The organism is Terriglobia bacterium (genome assembly GCA_020072565.1).
Taxonomy (GTDB): domain Bacteria; phylum Acidobacteriota; class UBA6911; order UBA6911; family UBA6911; genus JAFNAG01.
On sequence record JAIQGI010000001.1, the window covers coordinates 162,360 to 178,828 of the forward strand.

Consider the following 16,469-nt stretch of genomic DNA (forward strand, 5'->3'; position numbering starts at 1 on the left):
TTTACTATCACCGATCGATATTGTAGAATTAATGTTTTTTTAGTCGGGCTGGTTTCTCAACAGCCGAGGTTGCAGTATGAAGAAAACTGAGCTCAAGAAGTTTAGAAGCATTCTGGAACGCAAGCGCGCCGCGATCACCAACTCCACCGGGAAGAAGACCCACTGGGAAAATATGGAGAACACGCGTCATGGCGACTTTGTGGACCAGGCCAGCGACGATAACGAGGTGCACGTGAATATCCGTTTGCTTCAAACGGATGCCAAGTTATTGCGTGCCATTGAAGCGGCGCTCGGGCGCATCGATGACGGCAGCTACGGCGTGTGCACGATGTGCGGCGAGGACATCAGCGTGGTGCGCCTCAAGGCGGTGCCTTGGACGTCCGTCTGCATCGTTTGCAAGGAGAAAAAGACCGCCTGATCCCCCTGACCAGCCCTCGAGGAAGGCGCTCCTGTTGGCGGCCTCCCTCAATGCTCCCCCCTGATGGTTCCTCTGATTTCGTCCGACCGCGGTTGCCGGCCGTTTTGCGCTGGCTCACGGTACAATGTGCATTATACTTGCAGGATATTGGGAATGGGTGATGATGCCCATGTCCGGAGGCCCGCTCGATGAAAACGGTTGCCCTACCGGCTTCGTGCGGCGTCTGACTTCTAACCCCCTTTCGGGATGGGAAGTCGGCCGTCTGAGGTCCAAAATGACGAGGATTTACACCAAGAGTGGCGATGATGGCACCACCGGCCTGATCGGGGGGAAACGTGTCCGCAAAGATGAGGTGCGTATTGAAGCCTACGGCTCCGTTGACGAACTGAACGCCGTTTTGGGAGTGGTGTGCGCGTCTCCTCTGCCGGAACGAGTGCTCCGCATCCTGCGCCGCGTACAGGACGACCTGTTCAGCATCGGTGCCGACCTTGCGTTGCCGCCGGGAATGCAACGAAGCGAGTGGGATATTCCCGGCATCGCGGATGGGGACATCCAGGCTCTCGAGCAGGAGATCGATTACTGTGAAGTAATCCTGAAACCGCTGCGGCGCTTCATTTTGCCCGGAGGCATCGCCCCGGGAGCCCTGTTGCACCTGGCTCGCACGGTGGCCCGCCGCGCCGAACGGCGCTGTGTCAACCTGGCCCGCTCCGAGCGTGTCGATCCCCAGATCATCCGCTATCTCAACCGGTTGTCTGATCTGTGCTTCGTCCTGGCACGCTACGTCAATCAGCAAAACTCCCAGCCGGAAACCCATCCTACATTCGGCAAGAGGGATGCGGTGGTGACGGATTCTCCTGACCTGGAAGATGGGATCTAACCGCCGGTCTGCCTGGGTGCGAAGTAGCCCTTCTTAGTCCTGGTCACAAGTCCCGAGCGACTCACTCTTACCTGAACGTTGCGGAATCTTCCGTCGTGCCTGGTGTTGGTCGAATAATATCCGATGCTGTACTGGCTGGCCAGTTCCTGTGCAATTTGTTCAAAGGCAGGCCCCAAGTCCTCTGTTTTGAGGGCGTCGAAAAACATCCCGCCGCTGTCCTCGGCCAGATCGGAGAGATAGCGCCGCCCTTCGAGGTAATCGATCGGGCCGGACCCGGGGCCGGGGGAGCCCGGGCCTATAACGATCGGGGGATAGGGATACGGGAAGCGCCCTACCCCCCGCGTCGGGGTTTGTATCCTGTCGATGTCGCCCTCGGTGTTGAAATAGATCGAGTAGATGGTTGCGTCCGATTCCTTGGCCAGTTGCCGCGTTTCTTTCATCGACGCCTTGCGGCTGACCGTGTCGACCCCGTCGGTAAAGAGAACAAGGGCTTTCCGCTCTTTGACCGGCTTGAGCACCTGCTCCAGCGAGAGCCAGACCGCTTCATACAGTGCCGTGCCCCCGCCGGCCCGGGTTTCTTTGATCCCGTAACCCGCGCGCTCCCTGTCGATGCTGAAATCCTCCAGAAGGGTGACCTCGTCGGCAAAAGAGAGGACAGCCACCGAATCATCAGGATGGAGCCTGTTTATGAATCGAATGGCCTCATCCTGAACCAGTCTCAGCTTTCTCTGCATGCTGCCGCTCGTATCAAGCGTCAGAGCAACTGATATGGGCTCCTCCGTTGCCGCGAATCCCGCGATCTGCTGAGGCACCTTGTCCTCGAAGACCTCGAAGTCCCCTCTCTGGAGGTCAGTAACCCGTCTTCCGTCGCGGGTCGTGACCACTACGGGGAGCGAGACCATCTCGACCTGCACCTGGATGGCTTGGCCGTTGGCCTGTTTCGGCTTCGAGTCTTGCCCAAACCCGAGCCAGACAAGCGCGCCCAAACTCAAAAAAGCCGAGAGCAAAACACTTCCTTTGCTGAAAGACATAATCCCCCACACCCCCAGTCCACAATGATACCGCAGCAAAATCGAAAGGCAAAAACGGCTGCAAATGACACGAGTTTTCACTCGCGTTTCAGTTTGTGCGCTCTCAGGGGAACTCAGCGTTGAGATTTTTGGGATGCGGCCGAGCCGCACGCTTGGTGGCGGTTTTACTTCTGCTTTTTGTCGTAGGGAGCGAAGTAGCCCTGCCGGGTCTGCACGTAGAGCCCAGGCCGGGAGACCTTTACTTCCACCCTGCGATATTTGCCGTCATGCTTTGAATTGGTGGGATAGTAACCGATGCTGTACTGGCTTGTGAGTTGTTGGGCTATGGCCTCAAAGGCGAGGCCCAGGTCTTCCATTCTGAGAGCGTCGAACACCATGCCACCGCTGTAATCGGCCAGATTCGAAAGATACTGGCGCCCTCCCATGTAGTCCTCCGTGCTCGATCCCAGACCCGGCATCCTGGGAAGCCGTTCGCCGGGTGTCGGGATCCGGTTGGTCCCCTGCATCTCATCCTGGGTATTGAAATAAATGCAATAAATGGGAGCCCGGCTCTCTTTTGCGAGCTCGATCGTCTCCACCTTCGAGGCTTTTTCGCTGGCGGTATCGACGCCGTCGGTGAAGAGTATGAGCGCGCTCCGCTGACGAACGGGCTTGAGCACCTCCTGAAGCGCCAGCCAGACAGCCTCGTAGAGCGCGGTCGCCCCGCCGGATTCGGTTCTGCGAATCGCGCTCGCGATGCGCCCGCGGGCCACCGTAAAATCTTCCAGCAGCCTGGTATCTTCGGCCACGGACAGGACCGCAACCGAGTCCCCTGAGTGCAGGAGATTGACGAAGCGGATCGCTTCATTCTGAATCCGCTCGAGTTTCAGCATGGTGCTGCCGCTGGTATCCAGCATCAGAGCGACGGAAAACGGTTCATCGGCAGCCGCAAACCCTTCAATCTTCTGTTCGACTTTGTCCTCGAAGACCCGGAAATCCTCCTTCTGCAGATCGGCTACATGCTTCCCGTCTCGTTTCATGACAACTACCGGGAGGGAGACCATTTCGACTTCGACGCGGATGCTCTTCTGCTTTGAATCCTTCTGGACGAGCGGAAAGCAGAGCAACAAGCCGAGCGAAAAAACTCCTGGAAGACTCAGCAGCCGTGGGTTTACGCGCATAGAGCCTCGCGTCGCTTCCTCCATAATACGCCGGGAGTTGAGAATTTGCGACGAAGTCCTTGGAGTGCGCAGGCTTGTCTGCGCCTTGTGTTTTCCCCGCACTGCTTTGCCCCACTCGAAGGCGGCTGCAGGATGCCGTGCTCCAAGGCAGCCCGGTAGAGAACTCTCAGGGTTTCAGATGCCGAGGATGATAAATTGGATCATTCGGTCCGGGAGACTATAATTCCACTTCCGCGGATGCGCAGCGGCACAAATCCGGTATACACGGGGAACCTGACGGAGGCATGGATGGAAAGACACTACGTTGTGGATGAGATCAGCGCCAGCGAGTCGTGGCGTCTATTTCGCATCATGGCCGAGTTTGTGGAAGGCGTTGAGACACTCTCGCACATTAAGCCCGGCGTGACCTTTTTCGGGTCCGCACGGATCCTGCCTGGAAGCGAGCAATACGAGATGACCTATGAGATGGCAAAGTCCATTGCGAATGCCGGATATACGATCATAACGGGTGGAGGCCCCGGGGTGATGGAGGCCGCCAACAAGGGCGCCTTTGAGGCGGGCGCGCAATCCGTCGGGCTCAACATCGCACTCCCGTTGGAGCAGCGCCCCAATCCCTATATCAAAACACTGCTGAATTTCCGATATTTTTTCGTGCGCAAGGTGATGTTTGTCAAATACTCGAAGGCGTTTATCATCCTGCCTGGAGGGTTTGGCACCCTGGACGAGTTGTTCGAATCCGTGACGCTGATCCAGACCCACAAGATCCAACCTTTCCCTGTGATTCTGGTGGGCCGCTCATTCTGGGCGCCCCTGCTGAGCTGGGTGGAACAAAACCTCCTGGCGCGAGGCCTGATCTCGGATGAAGACCGACAGATCATGAAGCTGGCTGATACCTCGGAAGATGTGCTCGCGATCCTCAAGGACAATCACCTCGCCAACTGATTTTACCGGGGACGATCATGACTTCAGCAGAAATAATCATCAGGCAAATGGCGCTGGGTCCGATGATGAACTTTGTCTACATCATCGGATGCGCGGAAACGCGCATAGCGGCGGTCGTTGACCCTGCCTGGGATGTGCCCGGCATCCTGCGAACCGCACGGGACCTTGACCTCCAGCTGGGCCATATCCTGGTCACCCACGCGCATCCCGATCATGTCAATGGACTCGAGGAACTGCTCGAGACCACCGATGCGAGGATCTACCTGAACGCAGAGGAAATCTCATATATGCGTGAGATGGCCGCGCGCTACCAGGTACCCATCGAATTCATCGACCGGCGCGCCGGAAACATCCAATCCGTGTCTGATAACGACGAGATCCGCATCGGAAAAGTCCCGGTCCGGGTGCTGCACACACCGGGGCATACTCCGGGATCCCAGTGCTTTCTCGTCGAAAAGAATCTCTTCTCCGGGGACACGTTGTTTATTGATGCCTGCGGACGGGTGGACTTTCCGGGCGGAGACCCCGAAAAGATGTGGTGGAGCCTGAATCGGCGGCTGCGCTCCCTTGAGGACGAGATCATCCTCTATCCGGGACATTCCTATGGGGATCAGGCGACGTCAACCCTGGGCGAGCAGAAGCGCAGCAATCCCTACATGCAGTTCGCCGCAGTGGCTGATTTCCTGCATGCCATGGGACCTGACCGTTGATCTTCTTTCTTTGAGTCTTCGAGTCTCAGAGATAGAGTCACGTCGGCAGCTCATAAACGCCGGGACGCGAAGACTCTAACGAAAAACAACCGCCTCGGCCTGATTTGAGAGATCTCGTTAACCTTTTTGGGGCGGTCTCGTATCAGTATGCATATCCTGGAGGAAGTGTCCTAATGCAGCTCCTGGAAGGGGTGATGGTAGCGCTTGAGGCTCTCTGGGCCAATAAACTGCGAACCATATTGACCCTGCTCGGCAACATCGTCGGCGTCATGTCGGTTATAGCTGTGGTCAGCATTATCGACGGCGCGAATTCCTACATCGAAAATGAAGTGGCCGGCGAAGGCTCCGGCGTGTTCGCGGTGCAGCAGGTGAACGGCCTCGACATCCTTTCGGATTTCGATAAATTCCTGAAATCCCTGCACAATCCGAAAATCACACTCTCCGACCTGGCCTTCTTGCGCACCCACGTCACGCTGGCCGAGTACATGGACGCGAATTTGAGCGTGGGCGCGGAAGTGCGAAATCGAGCCCTCAGCATAAAATCGGTCTTGACTGTGGGAAGATCCGAGAACTATCCCCTGTTGGGGCGCTGGGACTTGAAAGACGGGCGGCATTTCTCCAGCCTGGAAGTTCAGCACAGCAATGACGTGGCGGTAATCGGCTTCGACGTGGCCGATCGGCTCTACTCCGGAGTCGACCCGATCGGCAAGGAAATCAGGATTTCGGGGATGCCATTCCGCATCATCGGCGTGCTCGCCCAAAAGCCCAGCGGTTTGGGCAGCAACGCCAACCTGATGGTCGTCATGCCCATCACCGCATTCCAGAAAATGTTCGGCACGCACCAGTCCCTGACGATATCCATCAAAGCAATAAGCCTCGATCAGGTGAACGCTTGTATCGACCAAACCCGCCTGGCCATGCGCTCCTTGCGCCGCCTGGGGCCGAAACGGGAAGATAATTTCGCCATCACGACCTCCGAAAATCTGCTGAAGCTCTGGGCCACGATCAGCTCGAAGATCTTTAACGTGCTGATCGGAATCGTCTCCATCAGCCTGGTGGTGGGTGGGATCGTTATCATGAACATCATGCTCGTGTCGGTCACCGAACGCACGCGGGAGATCGGTATACGCAAGGCTGTGGGCGCGACGCGCATGAACATTCTGTGGCAGTTTCTAGTGGAGGCCGTCACGCTCTCGAGCGTCGGCGGCATTCTGGGGATCGCGGCGGGCTTTGTCATCGCCGCCGTCATTGCTCTCTTCTCTCCTCTCCCGTACGCGATCAAAATATGGTCCATTGCGATCGGCATGGGTGTCACGTTCGCGGTGGGAGTCTTTTTCGGTGCTTATCCGGCGGTGCAGGCTGCTAAGCTCGATCCGATCGAGGCATTGCGCTATGAGTGACGGCAAACGTGCGGGACTGATTGGTGAAAACCTGGTGATCGCAGTCGACGTGCTCCGCACGCACAAGCTCCGGAGCGGGCTGATCATCCTTGGAGTCGCGATCGGCGTGGCGTCGCTGATGGGGATGGTCTCGATTCTGCTCGGCCTGAAAGACAGTATTACCAAAGACATCAGCAGTTCCGAGCAGACCGTGCTGCAGGTGCAGAAGTTCGACTTCTTTGTCGCCGGATTCGACGAGTCGATGCTTCATCGCAAGGAAATCAGCGAAGAGGATGCGCAGGCGATACGCGAGAAGTGCGGGACCTTGCGCCATGTTTCGTTTATAGTAGAGCCACAAGGCCCTCCCCCCACATTGCGATATAAGGATCAAAAGAGCCGCATGGTTCAGGTGATCGGCACGCAGCCTTCGCTCCTCTACATCCAGAGCCTCGATATGGAAGAGGGGAGGATGTTCACGGACGAGGAACTCCTCCATCGCGCCAAGGTTGTTGTCCTGGGCCACAGCCCGCGGCGCGATCTGTTCCCCAACATCGATCCGATAGGAAAGAAGGTCAGGATTGCGGACGACGATTTCACTATCGTCGGAACCTTCGTGGAGCGGAAGACCCTGTTCGGCAGCATGGGTGAGAACTTCGCCATGATTCCCTACACAACCTATAAAACCACCATGTGGAAAGAGCAGGACACGCAGGTCGTGGCAGCCGCAGTCCGGGAAGGCGTCTCACTCGAAACGGCCCGGGAGGACGTCATCCGGGTCATGCGCCTGCAGCGGAAACTGAAGGCCAATCAGGATAACGACTTTGCTGTGACCTCCTCCGATGCCGCGCTCGAATTCATCGCCAAAATCACGGCGCCGATCGCCATGGTTCTCTCGGCAATCTCCTCCATAGCGCTGCTGGTCGGAGGCATCGGCGTTATGAACATGATGCTGGTTTCCGTAACCGAACGCACCGGTGAAATCGGCATCCGCAAAGCGGTCGGGGCCAAACGCCAGGACATCCTGTGGCAGTTCTTGATCGAAGCCGGCGTGCTGACCGGTTTCGGCGGTGTGTTCGGCGTAATATTGGGCCTCGCGTCGGCTTTCGCAGTCTCTCTCATGACCGGCCTGCCGTTCAGCCTGTCGCCCGTCTACATCATGCTGGCGGTCATGTTCTCGATCGCGATCGGCGTCTTCTTCGGTTTATACCCTGCGCACCGCGCTTCAAAGCTGCAGCCCGTCAACGCCATCGGCTACGCCAAATAAATACAGTGGCAAAAACAAAGCGGCCACGAAGGACACCAACGGCGCGAATTTTTCTTTTGTGTCATTCGGGTTATTTGCCGCGGTTTCTGCGTTTCGTTTTTGCATTTGTTTTCTCGAGTTTCACTGCGGCTTCTGCGGTGGTATTTTATCGTCAATGAAATGGAAGCGGATATTGGCCGAAGCAGCGCTCCTGATGATCGCCGCGGGTTTCCTGGGAGCAGGCACGAACTCCTTGCGCCCTGAATCGCGAAAGCTTGCGTGGATTCTGCGCCTGGAGGCGCCGCCGAAGGACCCGGGCCTCCTGTATCTCGAGATTTCCGGCGATGTGGCGCTGCGCCTGCATCATGCCGGCGCACTATTCATAGACGCCCGCCGGAGCAGCATTTACGAACAGGGGCACATTGAAAAGGCAATCAACATCCCGGTCTGGGAACATGATGCGGACCAGAGGGTCTCCGCCCTCCAGGCCAGGGGACTGAAGCCCGATGCCGTGATTGTGGTCTACTGCTCGGGTGGCAAATGTGAAGATGCGGTCAGGCTTTCAGGAAAGCTCGCCTTGGCCAATTTCTACAATATTTATCTTTACCGGGACGGTTTCCCCGTATGGCAAGGCAAAGGCTGGCCAATCAAACGAGGGAAACAACCGTGATGCGCCTGCTCGAGACGCGCTGGCTGTCGTTCCTGGTGCGAATTCTCCTCGGGTCGGTCTTCGTGTATTCCGCAGTGTCGAAGATCGCTGATCCTCCAGGCTTCGCGCAGATGATCTGGAACTACCGGATCCTGCCGGGCGTTCTGGTGAATCCCCTTGCCATTGTGCTCCCCTGGCTGGAGTTGCTTGCCGGGCTTGCCCTGATCTCGGGATGGCTGCGCAGGGGCGCCGCGCTCCTGATTGGGGCCATGCTGATCATATTTATGACCGCCCTGTCGACGGATCTGGCCCGCGGGATCGCCGTCGACTGCGGCTGCTTTTCCGTGTCGGCTCAGGCGAAGACGCCGGAAGAGCTGTTTGCCGGCATGAAACTCGACCTGGCGCGGGATGCCGGCCTGCTTTTGCTGGCATTGCAGGTCCTGTTTTCTCGCACCGTCCACCTTAGAAGCCGAACTTCGGAGGGCGGCAGCTTGCTGCCGCTTTTACAATAGGCCCAGTGCTCATATGACGTTAAGCCTCGAGGCGCAAGCCGGCTTGCACACCCCAGGAATGAGTCCCAGTCTGCGGCTCGGTTTGCACCTCGGATTTCTTGCCCTGCCGCCGGTCCTTCATCTCCAGCTGGCTCAGGAAGCCGACCGCCTCGGCTATCACTCTCTCTGGACCGCGGAAGCCTGGGGATCGGACTGCATCACACCGCTGACCTGGCTGGCGGCAAAGACCGAACGGATCCGAGTCGGCACTGCGGTCATGCAGATACCCGCGCGCACTCCCGCCGGCGCTGCCATGACAGCAGCAACGCTCGATTTCCTCACGGGCGGCAGGATGCTTTTGGGGCTTGGGGTTTCCGGGCCGCAAGTGGTGGAGGGATGGCACGGGGTGCCGTACGGCAAGCCTCTGGGCCGGACCCGGGAGTATGTCGAAATCATTCGCGCGATTCTCGCCCGCAAGCAACCTCTGGAGCATCACGGCGAGCATTACGACATTCCCTTTCAAGCAGGCACCGCCCTGGGCAAGCCGCTGCGGCTGATGTTCCGCCCGATTCGCCCGGACATCCCGATTTACCTTGCCGCCATCGGCCCTAAGAACGTGGCGCTGGCAGCGGAGATCGGAGACGGCTGGCTGCCGATCTTCTTTGCGCCCGAGCGGATCTCTGTTTTTCGCCCGTCTCTCGAGGAAGGATTTGCGCGCGCACTCAAGGGGCGGAAGGGATTCGACATCGCGCCTATGGTGGAAATTCGCTTAGGCGATGATGTCGCCGCGTGCCGTGATGCCGTAAAGCCGACGCTCGCCCTATATATCGGAGGCATGGGTGCGAAGGGCCGGAACTTTTATTTCAACCTCGCCTGCCGCTACGGCTACGAGGAGGCTGCTCACAGGATCCAGGACGCGTTTCTTGACGGGAGGCGCGAAGCCGCCACGGCCGCGGTCCCGGATGCTCTGGTCGATGAAGTGGCTCTTTGCGGGCCCCGCAAGAGGATTGCCGAGCGGCTCCAGGCTTATCGTGCCTGCGGAGTCACCACTCTGATCTGCGCCACCTCCGACATTCAGGCGGTGCGCACAATGGCCGAACTGCTATGACATTGGTGAGTGCTGGGCCAACTCCCCTTTCCCATCCCGCCTGAGGCGGGATCGCAGACATTCCGAAAGATGAAATTTTCAAGGCCTGACACCTGTTCGATAGTTTACAATTCATTCCCATGCACGTACCGGATGGCTTTCTTACAAACCGGATCGCATTGTCTCTGGATGCCTTGTCAGGCGCGAGCATTCTTTATGCGGCGCGGCGCCTGAAGCTGGAGTCCTCCGCGCGCGTGATCCCGATCATGGGCGTGCTCTCTGCCTTCATTTTTGCTGGGCAAATGCTCAATTTTCCGGTCTTTGGCGGCACCTCGGGCCACCTGGTCGGGGGGGCGCTCCTCGGCATTCTGCTGGGACCCGCGGCCGGGCTCTTGACGATGGCCACGGTGATCACGGCCCAGGCTCTTTTTCTTCAGGATGGCGGGCTGGTGGCGCTGGGAGCCAACATTTTCAACATCGGTGCCGTTACGGTGTTCAGCGGGTATGCGGTCTTCCGTCTGTTCGGCGCACCGGAGGGTGCGGGAAAGCGCCTGTTCCTCGCGGGCTTTGTCGCGGCATGGTTCTCCCTGGTGCTCTCATCGGCCGCCTGCGCGCTCGAACTCGGGCTTTCGGGCGCCGTGCCCCTGAGGATAGGCTTGCCGACGATGGCCGGATATCATGCGGTCATCGGCGTGGTGGAAGCAGCCCTGACCGCCGGAGTACTCTCGTTTCTGGCCCGCGTGCGGCCTGATCTGCTCCAGCGGGACTTCCGCCCCCGGTTCGGGTTCACGGATTGGCTCGGGGGACTGGTGCTGGTGGCGATTCCACTGGCGATGCTGGTGCTGGCAGGCAGTTCGAGCCTTCCTGACCCCTTGCAGGCACTGCTCTCCGGATCCTCGAAGCTCGCCGAACAGCAGGAAAGCCTGCTGTCATCCAATCGTTACAACGTTTTCGGGGTATTGCTGTACCTCGCGCTTCTGGCAGTTTGTGGAGCGGTCTATCTGGTAGCCCGCAGGATCCGGCTGCGAAGAGGCCAATCGTGAAACACAGTTTCGTCGATCGCTATGCCAATCTCGATTCGCCGCTGCACCTTCTCGATGCGCGCACGAAAGTTATCGGATTTTCTGCGCTCGTGGTAGCGGCGCTGTTGATCCCCGCCGCAAGCACGGGAGAGTTCTTCCTCTTCTTCTTTCTGATGGCGATTCTCGCGGGTATCTCGCAGATTCCGATGCAGTACGTCGTGGCACGTACGGTCGCGATTCTTCCCTTCGTCCTGCTTGCGGGCCTCGCCGCTCCCTGGCGGGGAAGCGCGGGATGGGCCTGGTTTCTGGCGCTTTTGCTCCGCTCGATCTTGTGCCTGCTGATTCTCATTCTGTTGACCAACACGACGCGTTTCATTGAAATGCTGCGCGGCTTGCGCAAGCTGGGCTGCCCGAAGATCCTGGTAGCGAATCTCAGTTTCCTCTACCGCTACCTTTTCGTGCTTTCCGACGAGGTGATGCGAATGCAGCAGGCGCGCGATTGCAGGCGCATAGGAAAGGTCGGCGCGCTCATGGAGCTGCGCACGCTCGGATCGATGCTCGGAACCCTGATGGTGCGGTCGTTTGAGCGCGCCGACCACATGTACCAGGCCATGCTCTCGCGCGGCTTTTCCGGCGAGTTCCCGGTTTCGGCGCCGAGGAGATTTTCCTGGCGGGATCTGGCGTTTATCTCCGTCGTGGCGCTCTTTGTTGCCGCGACGATTTACCTGTGAGGGGGCAGCGCCCCGGATCTGATATGACCGACTATGCGATTCGATTGACACGGCTCAATTATGCATATCCCGATGGGACCCGGGCGCTGGAGGCCATTGACCTCGATATCCGCACGGGTGAGAGAGTGGCGCTCGTCGGTCAGAGCGGCGCGGGCAAATCCACGCTCCTGCTCCACCTGAACGGGATTCTGCGCGGCACCGGCACGGTTCGCATCCTGGGGCAATCCGTCGCCGATGGGGATCTCAAGTTCATCCGGAAACAGGTGGGTCTGGTGTTTCAGGATCCCAACGACCAGCTCTTTTGTCCGACCGTGTTCGAGGACGTCGCCTTCGGCCCGCTCAACCTGGCAGTGCCCGCGCAGGAGATCACGCAGAGAGTCGAGGAAGCTCTCAGGGATGTGATGCTGGATTACTCGTACGCGAACCGCTCGGCGCACCACCTCAGCCACGGCGAGCGCAAACGCGTCGCTCTGGCTACGGTGCTCGCCATGGAGCCGGCAATACTGGCGCTGGACGAGCCCACAAGCAATCTGGATCCGGGCAATCGGCGACACCTTATCCAACTGATCGCCTCATTGCCGGCAACCCTGGTTCTCGGCACGCATGATCTCGAAATGGTTTTGGCGCTCTGTTCGCGCACGGTCGTGATGGACCACGGCAAGATCCGGGCCGATGGGGAAACACGCCGGTTGCTCGCCGACCAGGAGCTGATGGAAAAGCATGGGCTGGAGGTTCCGCTCTCCTTGAGAGGGCGCCAATAGCCGATTCCCGGAATCTCAAAATGGCAAGGCAGAGGGTGCAGAGGGAGCAGAGAACGACGGCGGTACGCATAATTCAGGGGGAAGATCTTTTCCTGCAATCTCTGCGATGATGTTCCGAGATAAGGGGGCGGATGATAATTCCGGCTGGGGGGGTCGAGCTGGAGGCTGTGCTGTGGGCTCCTGAGGAGATGCCTCCCAAGGCGGCGGTGCTTCTGTGCCATCCGCATCCGCTTTACGGAGGCACGATGAACAACCGGGTCATTTATCGTGCGGCCAAAGCAGCTGTGGAAGTCGGCCTGGCAGCCCTCCGCTTCAATTTCCGCGGAGTCGGCGCCAGCACCGGAGATTACGATAGAGGGACCGGCGAAAGGAAGGATGTCGCCGCGCTCCTGGACTGGATGCATCAGCGCTATCCCGGCATACCCCTGGCGGTGGCCGGATTTTCCTTCGGCGCCTGGGTAGGCCTGCAGGTCGGCTGTCATGATCCGCGCATACGTGCGCTGGTGGGGCTGGGACTACCTTTGAGTACTTATGATTTCGAGTTCCTGATCGACAATGCCAAGCCCTCGCGCTATATCATCGGGACGCGCGACGAATTCTGTCCACGCGACAAAATGGAGTCTTTCGCGCGCCGGCTGCCGCCAGCCTCCACGGTAAGCTGGGTTGAGGGCGCGGACCACTTCTTCACTCACCAGGTGGCTGAAGCGCAGTCCCTGACCAGGGAGTTTCTGCGCGCACAGTTCGAAGGAAGTCACCCATGAAGAGAGCGGCACTCGGGACGTTTGCATGTTCGATCTTATGGCTGGCCGCCAACCCGGCTTCGGGCGCAGCCGCCGGTTTCCAAAAGGTGAGCGCGCATTTTTATTACCTGGAATCCAAGACGGGAGCCGCCAACACGGGGGCCGTGGTCACTGCGGAAGGCGTGCTGCTCATCGATCCGCCGCCGGAGGCGGAGATACAGGTGATGCTCAGTGCATTGAAGGCCGTGACCGGCAGAGCCGTGCGTTGGGTTGTGAACACGGACTACCAGCAGACCGGCGCCGGAGGCCTGGCCATGTTGGCGAAGCAGGGCGCGATGATCATCGGGAGCAAAGAGCTCGACCGGCTTGCGGAGACGGCTCCCGCATCGGATCCGCTCCAGCCCCCCTCGCCATCCCCAGCACGCCCCAGTCCAAGATTCCTGTTCGGCCGGCAACTGCATCTTTTCCCGGCAGCGATCGAGATCCGGATTCTGGCGGTCAAGCCCAAAGCGCGCACCAGTGGTGATGTCATCGTCTTCCTCCCTTCCGAGAAGGTTCTCGCGGTGGGGAACTTTTTCACTCCCTCCGGCTTTCCCGTGATCGACAACGGTTCGGGGGAAGGAAGCGCTCCAGGCTGGATCGATGGTCTGAAGCAGGTGATAGAATCCGTGCCGCTTCTGAAATCAGCCATGCCGCAGCCCAAGCAGGAACCCACTGCCGTACCGGAGCCGGAAAAGACGCTGGGAGAAGCGGTTGCCGTCATTCCAGGCCACGGCGCACCGGCCAATCTGCAGCAGATGAAAAGCCTGCTGGCAACTGCCCAGAGGCTGCGCGCGGACGCCACCAGGGCGATATCGGCCGGCCGCAGTCGCGAAGATTTCGTGAAATCTCTGCCCCTCGACGTTTTTGGCGGATACGGCAACCTCGAAGCTTTCGCCGGCCAACTCTTCGACGACCTCTCCAGGAAATAGCCCGACATGGGGCCTCCGACCCGGCAATCTCCAAGTTCTGGAGGTCTGCGCGCGGAGGCCGGCGCATGGCAGTCCAACTTCCCATTTTGGCCGTCGGAAGTCGGAGGTCGGCTTTAATTCTTGTGGCCCTACGATGATTTTGGGACAATGTCGGGTTAGGCTTAGTAAGCGCAATCGGAGGTTGTGTTATGCGTCAGGTTATCCGCAACGCCGAGCCGGGAGCTCGTGTCGCCAACACCAATCCCTTGCCGGGTTCGAGGAAAGTCTACCTCGAAGGACAGGGCGGAATCCGCGTGCCGATGCGACAGATCTCTCTGGGAGTGACGAGCAGCATCGGAGGCCGGGAAGAAAACAATCCGCCTGTGCGCGTCTATGACACCTCCGGGCCTTACACTGACCCGGATGTGGTCATCGATCTAAGGCAGGGGCTGCCCGAGCTGCGCAAGCCCTGGATTCTGGCGCGCGGGGAATACAGCGTACAGGCGCCGAGCTATCGCCCTGTGCCCGGTCACAGCGATCCCGACACGCCGCTGCCACGCCGCCGGGAAGTATTGCGCGGCCGCGCTAATGTGACGCAGATGCATTTTGCGCGCAAGGGGGTCATCACGCCGGAAATGGAGTTCGTTGCTTTGCGCGAAACGCTGGATCCGGAGTTCGTTCGCAGCGAGGTGGCGCGCGGGCGCGCGATCATTCCCGCCAATATCAATCACCCCGAGAGCGAGCCGATGGCGATTGGGCGCAATTTCCTGGTAAAGATCAACGCCAACATCGGCAACTCCGCTGTAACTTCCTCCATTGAAGAAGAGGTCGAGAAAATGACCTGGTCGATCCGCTGGGGGGCGGACACCGTCATGGACCTCTCGACCGGGAAGAACATTCACGAGACCCGCGAATGGATCATCCGCAATTCCCCCGTTCCCATCGGCACCGTGCCTATCTACCAGGCGCTGGAAAAGGTGGGGGGCAAAGCGGAGGAGCTGACCTGGGAGGTTTTCCGCGACACGCTCGTAGAACAGGCCGAGCAGGGGGTTGATTACTTCACGATCCATGCGGGCGTACTCTTGCGCTATATTCCGCTCACGGCTAAGCGTCTGACCGGCATCGTGAGCCGCGGCGGCTCCATCATGGCGAAGTGGTGCCTGGCGCATCACCGCGAGAGTTTCCTCTACACGAGATTCGATGAAATCTGCGAGATCATGAAGGCATACGATGTCGCCTTCTCGCTCGGCGACGGGTTGCGGCCGGGATCGATCGCTGACGCCAACGATGAAGCTCAGTTCGCCGAACTCGACGCCCTCGGCGAGCTGACCTTGAAGGCATGGGCTCAAGACTGCCAGGTCATGATCGAAGGGCCCGGGCACATCCCGATGCATTTGATCAAGGAAAACGTCGACCGGCAGATGGAGGTGTGCCATGAGGCGCCCTTCTACACTCTGGGTCCCCTGGTCACGGATATTGCCCCGGGATACGACCACATCACCAGCGCCATCGGCGCTGCGATGATCGGCTGGTTTGGCACCGCGATGCTTTGCTATGTCACTCCCAAGGAGCATCTGGGCCTGCCGAATAAGAAGGATGTCCGGGATGGAGTCATTGCATACAAGATCGCGGCGCACGCGGCGGATCTTGCGAAGGGGCATCCGGGGTCGCGAATGCAGGACGATGCCATGTCCAAGGCGCGCTTCGAATTCCGCTGGCAGGACCAGTTCAACCTCGCTCTCGATCCCGAGACCGCGCTGGAATTTCACGACGAGACCTTGCCGGAAGCGGGAGCCAAGGTGGCCCACTTTTGCAGCATGTGCGGCCCGCACTTCTGCGCGATGAAAATCACCCAGGATGTGCGCGATTACGCGCAGCGCATGGGGCTGACCGAAGAGCAGGCTCTCGAGGCGGGTATGGACGAGATGAAGCGGGAGTTCCGAAAGCGGGGGAGTGAGATCTATCAGCGGGTCTGAGTGCGGAAAAGGAACAGTCCGATTTTCCGGTGCCTCTGCTCAAATGACCCCATGAGGAGGGGAAAATTGCCGCGTCCCCATTTTGTTCGAGGAGAGAACCGTAATGTCTGATTTAGTCTGGCTGCTCATCGTTCTGGGGGCGTGGATCGTCCTGACGCGTTGGGTGCTTCCCCGCTTTGGCGTCGCCACCTGAATGTCCAAGAACTCATGCAAGGTCGAGTCTCGACCTGACAAAGGCACCGGGCAGTAGGCAGTTGGCTCTGTGAGGCGTCCCCCTGCTAATTGCTTCGCCGCCCGTTGCT

17 protein-coding genes are annotated in these 16,469 nt (G+C 59.2%); 15 read left to right on the plus strand and 2 right to left on the minus strand.

The genetic code is table 11. The annotated features are described in order from the left end of the window. Positions 1–76 precede the first annotated feature (76 nt). Positions 77–418, plus strand: a complete 342-nt coding sequence (locus LAP85_00715) for a TraR/DksA C4-type zinc finger protein (protein ID MBZ5494896.1) — start codon at positions 77–79, stop codon at positions 416–418. Positions 419–692: 274 nt separating this feature from the next. Then, on the plus strand, positions 693–1,295 hold the full coding sequence (locus LAP85_00720; protein MBZ5494897.1) for a cob(I)yrinic acid a,c-diamide adenosyltransferase: 603 nt from the start codon (positions 693–695) through the stop codon (positions 1,293–1,295). On the opposite strand, the gene LAP85_00725 is transcribed toward LAP85_00720, so the two are convergent. Together LAP85_00725 and LAP85_00730 are read right to left on the minus strand one after the other, a co-directional pair. Next, positions 1,292–2,326, minus strand: a complete 1,035-nt coding sequence (locus LAP85_00725) for a VWA domain-containing protein (protein ID MBZ5494898.1) — start codon at positions 2,324–2,326, stop codon at positions 1,292–1,294. The two genes, LAP85_00720 and LAP85_00725, sit on opposite strands and share 4 nt — an antisense overlap. A gap of 164 nt (positions 2,327–2,490) precedes the next feature. Continuing rightward, the gene (locus LAP85_00730; GenBank protein ID MBZ5494899.1) at positions 2,491–3,486 is read right to left on the minus strand and encodes a VWA domain-containing protein; all 996 of its coding nucleotides are present in this window, start codon (positions 3,484–3,486) and stop codon (positions 2,491–2,493) included. A gap of 288 nt (positions 3,487–3,774) precedes the next feature. Here LAP85_00730 and LAP85_00735 point away from each other — a divergent pair, with 288 nt between their 5' ends. The 13 genes from LAP85_00735 to thiC all read left to right on the plus strand — a co-directional run bounded on the left by LAP85_00735 (position 3,775) and on the right by thiC (position 16,167). Next, positions 3,775–4,428, plus strand: a complete 654-nt coding sequence (locus LAP85_00735; protein MBZ5494900.1) for a TIGR00730 family Rossman fold protein — start codon at positions 3,775–3,777, stop codon at positions 4,426–4,428. 17 nt (positions 4,429–4,445) lie between these two features. After that, positions 4,446–5,138 (plus strand): MBL fold metallo-hydrolase, encoded by a 693-nt coding sequence (locus LAP85_00740; protein MBZ5494901.1) that lies wholly within the window; start codon positions 4,446–4,448, stop codon positions 5,136–5,138. Positions 5,139–5,311: 173 nt separating this feature from the next. Then, positions 5,312–6,538 (plus strand): ABC transporter permease, encoded by a 1,227-nt coding sequence (locus tag LAP85_00745; protein MBZ5494902.1) that lies wholly within the window; start codon positions 5,312–5,314, stop codon positions 6,536–6,538. After that, a complete protein-coding gene (locus LAP85_00750; protein ID MBZ5494903.1) occupies positions 6,531–7,781 on the plus strand; it encodes an ABC transporter permease in 1,251 nt (416 codons plus the stop codon). Before LAP85_00745 ends, LAP85_00750 begins: the two co-directional genes overlap by 8 nt. Positions 7,782–7,935: 154 nt before the next feature. After that, positions 7,936–8,430, plus strand: coding sequence for a rhodanese-like domain-containing protein (locus LAP85_00755; GenBank protein MBZ5494904.1), 495 nt, complete (start codon positions 7,936–7,938; stop codon positions 8,428–8,430). Then, entirely contained in the window at positions 8,427–8,921 is a 495-nt protein-coding gene (locus LAP85_00760; GenBank protein ID MBZ5494905.1) for a DoxX family membrane protein, read from the plus strand. The genes LAP85_00755 and LAP85_00760 overlap by 4 nt, the downstream gene beginning before the upstream one ends. 58 nt (positions 8,922–8,979) lie before the next feature. After that, the gene (locus LAP85_00765) at positions 8,980–10,008 is read left to right on the plus strand and encodes an LLM class F420-dependent oxidoreductase (GenBank protein MBZ5494906.1); all 1,029 of its coding nucleotides are present in this window, start codon (positions 8,980–8,982) and stop codon (positions 10,006–10,008) included. Between the two features lie 119 nt (positions 10,009–10,127). Beyond that, positions 10,128–11,030, plus strand: coding sequence for an energy-coupling factor ABC transporter permease (locus LAP85_00770; GenBank protein ID MBZ5494907.1), 903 nt, complete (start codon positions 10,128–10,130; stop codon positions 11,028–11,030). Beyond that, positions 11,027–11,740, plus strand: a complete 714-nt coding sequence (gene cbiQ, locus LAP85_00775) for a cobalt ECF transporter T component CbiQ (GenBank protein ID MBZ5494908.1) — start codon at positions 11,027–11,029, stop codon at positions 11,738–11,740. The genes LAP85_00770 and cbiQ overlap by 4 nt, the downstream gene beginning before the upstream one ends. A gap of 23 nt (positions 11,741–11,763) precedes the next feature. Continuing rightward, entirely contained in the window at positions 11,764–12,501 is a 738-nt protein-coding gene (locus LAP85_00780) for an ATP-binding cassette domain-containing protein (protein MBZ5494909.1), read from the plus strand. Positions 12,502–12,632: 131 nt separating this feature from the next. Further along, a complete protein-coding gene (locus LAP85_00785) occupies positions 12,633–13,262 on the plus strand; it encodes an alpha/beta hydrolase (GenBank protein MBZ5494910.1) in 630 nt (209 codons plus the stop codon). After that, complete coding sequence (locus LAP85_00790) at positions 13,259–14,212, plus strand: hypothetical protein (GenBank protein MBZ5494911.1); 954 nt, start codon at positions 13,259–13,261, stop codon at positions 14,210–14,212. Before LAP85_00785 ends, LAP85_00790 begins: the two co-directional genes overlap by 4 nt. A 188-nt stretch (positions 14,213–14,400) precedes the next feature. Next, the gene (gene thiC, locus LAP85_00795) at positions 14,401–16,167 is read left to right on the plus strand and encodes a phosphomethylpyrimidine synthase ThiC (protein MBZ5494912.1); all 1,767 of its coding nucleotides are present in this window, start codon (positions 14,401–14,403) and stop codon (positions 16,165–16,167) included. Positions 16,168–16,469 lie beyond the last annotated feature (302 nt).

What these genes read in the sequence shown, in the direction of transcription:
- LAP85_00715 (MBZ5494896.1), top strand. Translation starts at nt 77, where the DNA reads ATGAAGAAAACTGAGCTCAAGAAGTTTAGAAGCATTCTGGAACGCAAG.
- LAP85_00720 (MBZ5494897.1), top strand. Translation starts at nt 693, where the DNA reads ATGACGAGGATTTACACCAAGAGTGGCGATGATGGCACCACCGGCCTG.
- LAP85_00725 (MBZ5494898.1), bottom strand. Translation starts at nt 2,326, where the DNA reads ATGTCTTTCAGCAAAGGAAGTGTTTTGCTCTCGGCTTTTTTGAGTTTG.
- LAP85_00730 (MBZ5494899.1), bottom strand. Translation starts at nt 3,486, where the DNA reads ATGCGCGTAAACCCACGGCTGCTGAGTCTTCCAGGAGTTTTTTCGCTC.
- LAP85_00735 (MBZ5494900.1), top strand. Translation starts at nt 3,775, where the DNA reads ATGGAAAGACACTACGTTGTGGATGAGATCAGCGCCAGCGAGTCGTGG.
- LAP85_00740 (MBZ5494901.1), top strand. Translation starts at nt 4,446, where the DNA reads ATGACTTCAGCAGAAATAATCATCAGGCAAATGGCGCTGGGTCCGATG.
- LAP85_00745 (MBZ5494902.1), top strand. Translation starts at nt 5,312, where the DNA reads ATGCAGCTCCTGGAAGGGGTGATGGTAGCGCTTGAGGCTCTCTGGGCC.
- LAP85_00750 (MBZ5494903.1), top strand. Translation starts at nt 6,531, where the DNA reads ATGAGTGACGGCAAACGTGCGGGACTGATTGGTGAAAACCTGGTGATC.
- LAP85_00755 (MBZ5494904.1), top strand. Translation starts at nt 7,936, where the DNA reads ATGAAATGGAAGCGGATATTGGCCGAAGCAGCGCTCCTGATGATCGCC.
- LAP85_00765 (MBZ5494906.1), top strand. Translation starts at nt 8,980, where the DNA reads ATGAGTCCCAGTCTGCGGCTCGGTTTGCACCTCGGATTTCTTGCCCTG.
- LAP85_00770 (MBZ5494907.1), top strand. Translation starts at nt 10,128, where the DNA reads ATGCACGTACCGGATGGCTTTCTTACAAACCGGATCGCATTGTCTCTG.
- LAP85_00780 (MBZ5494909.1), top strand. Translation starts at nt 11,764, where the DNA reads ATGACCGACTATGCGATTCGATTGACACGGCTCAATTATGCATATCCC.
- LAP85_00785 (MBZ5494910.1), top strand. Translation starts at nt 12,633, where the DNA reads ATGATAATTCCGGCTGGGGGGGTCGAGCTGGAGGCTGTGCTGTGGGCT.
- LAP85_00790 (MBZ5494911.1), top strand. Translation starts at nt 13,259, where the DNA reads ATGAAGAGAGCGGCACTCGGGACGTTTGCATGTTCGATCTTATGGCTG.
- thiC (MBZ5494912.1), top strand. Translation starts at nt 14,401, where the DNA reads ATGCGTCAGGTTATCCGCAACGCCGAGCCGGGAGCTCGTGTCGCCAAC.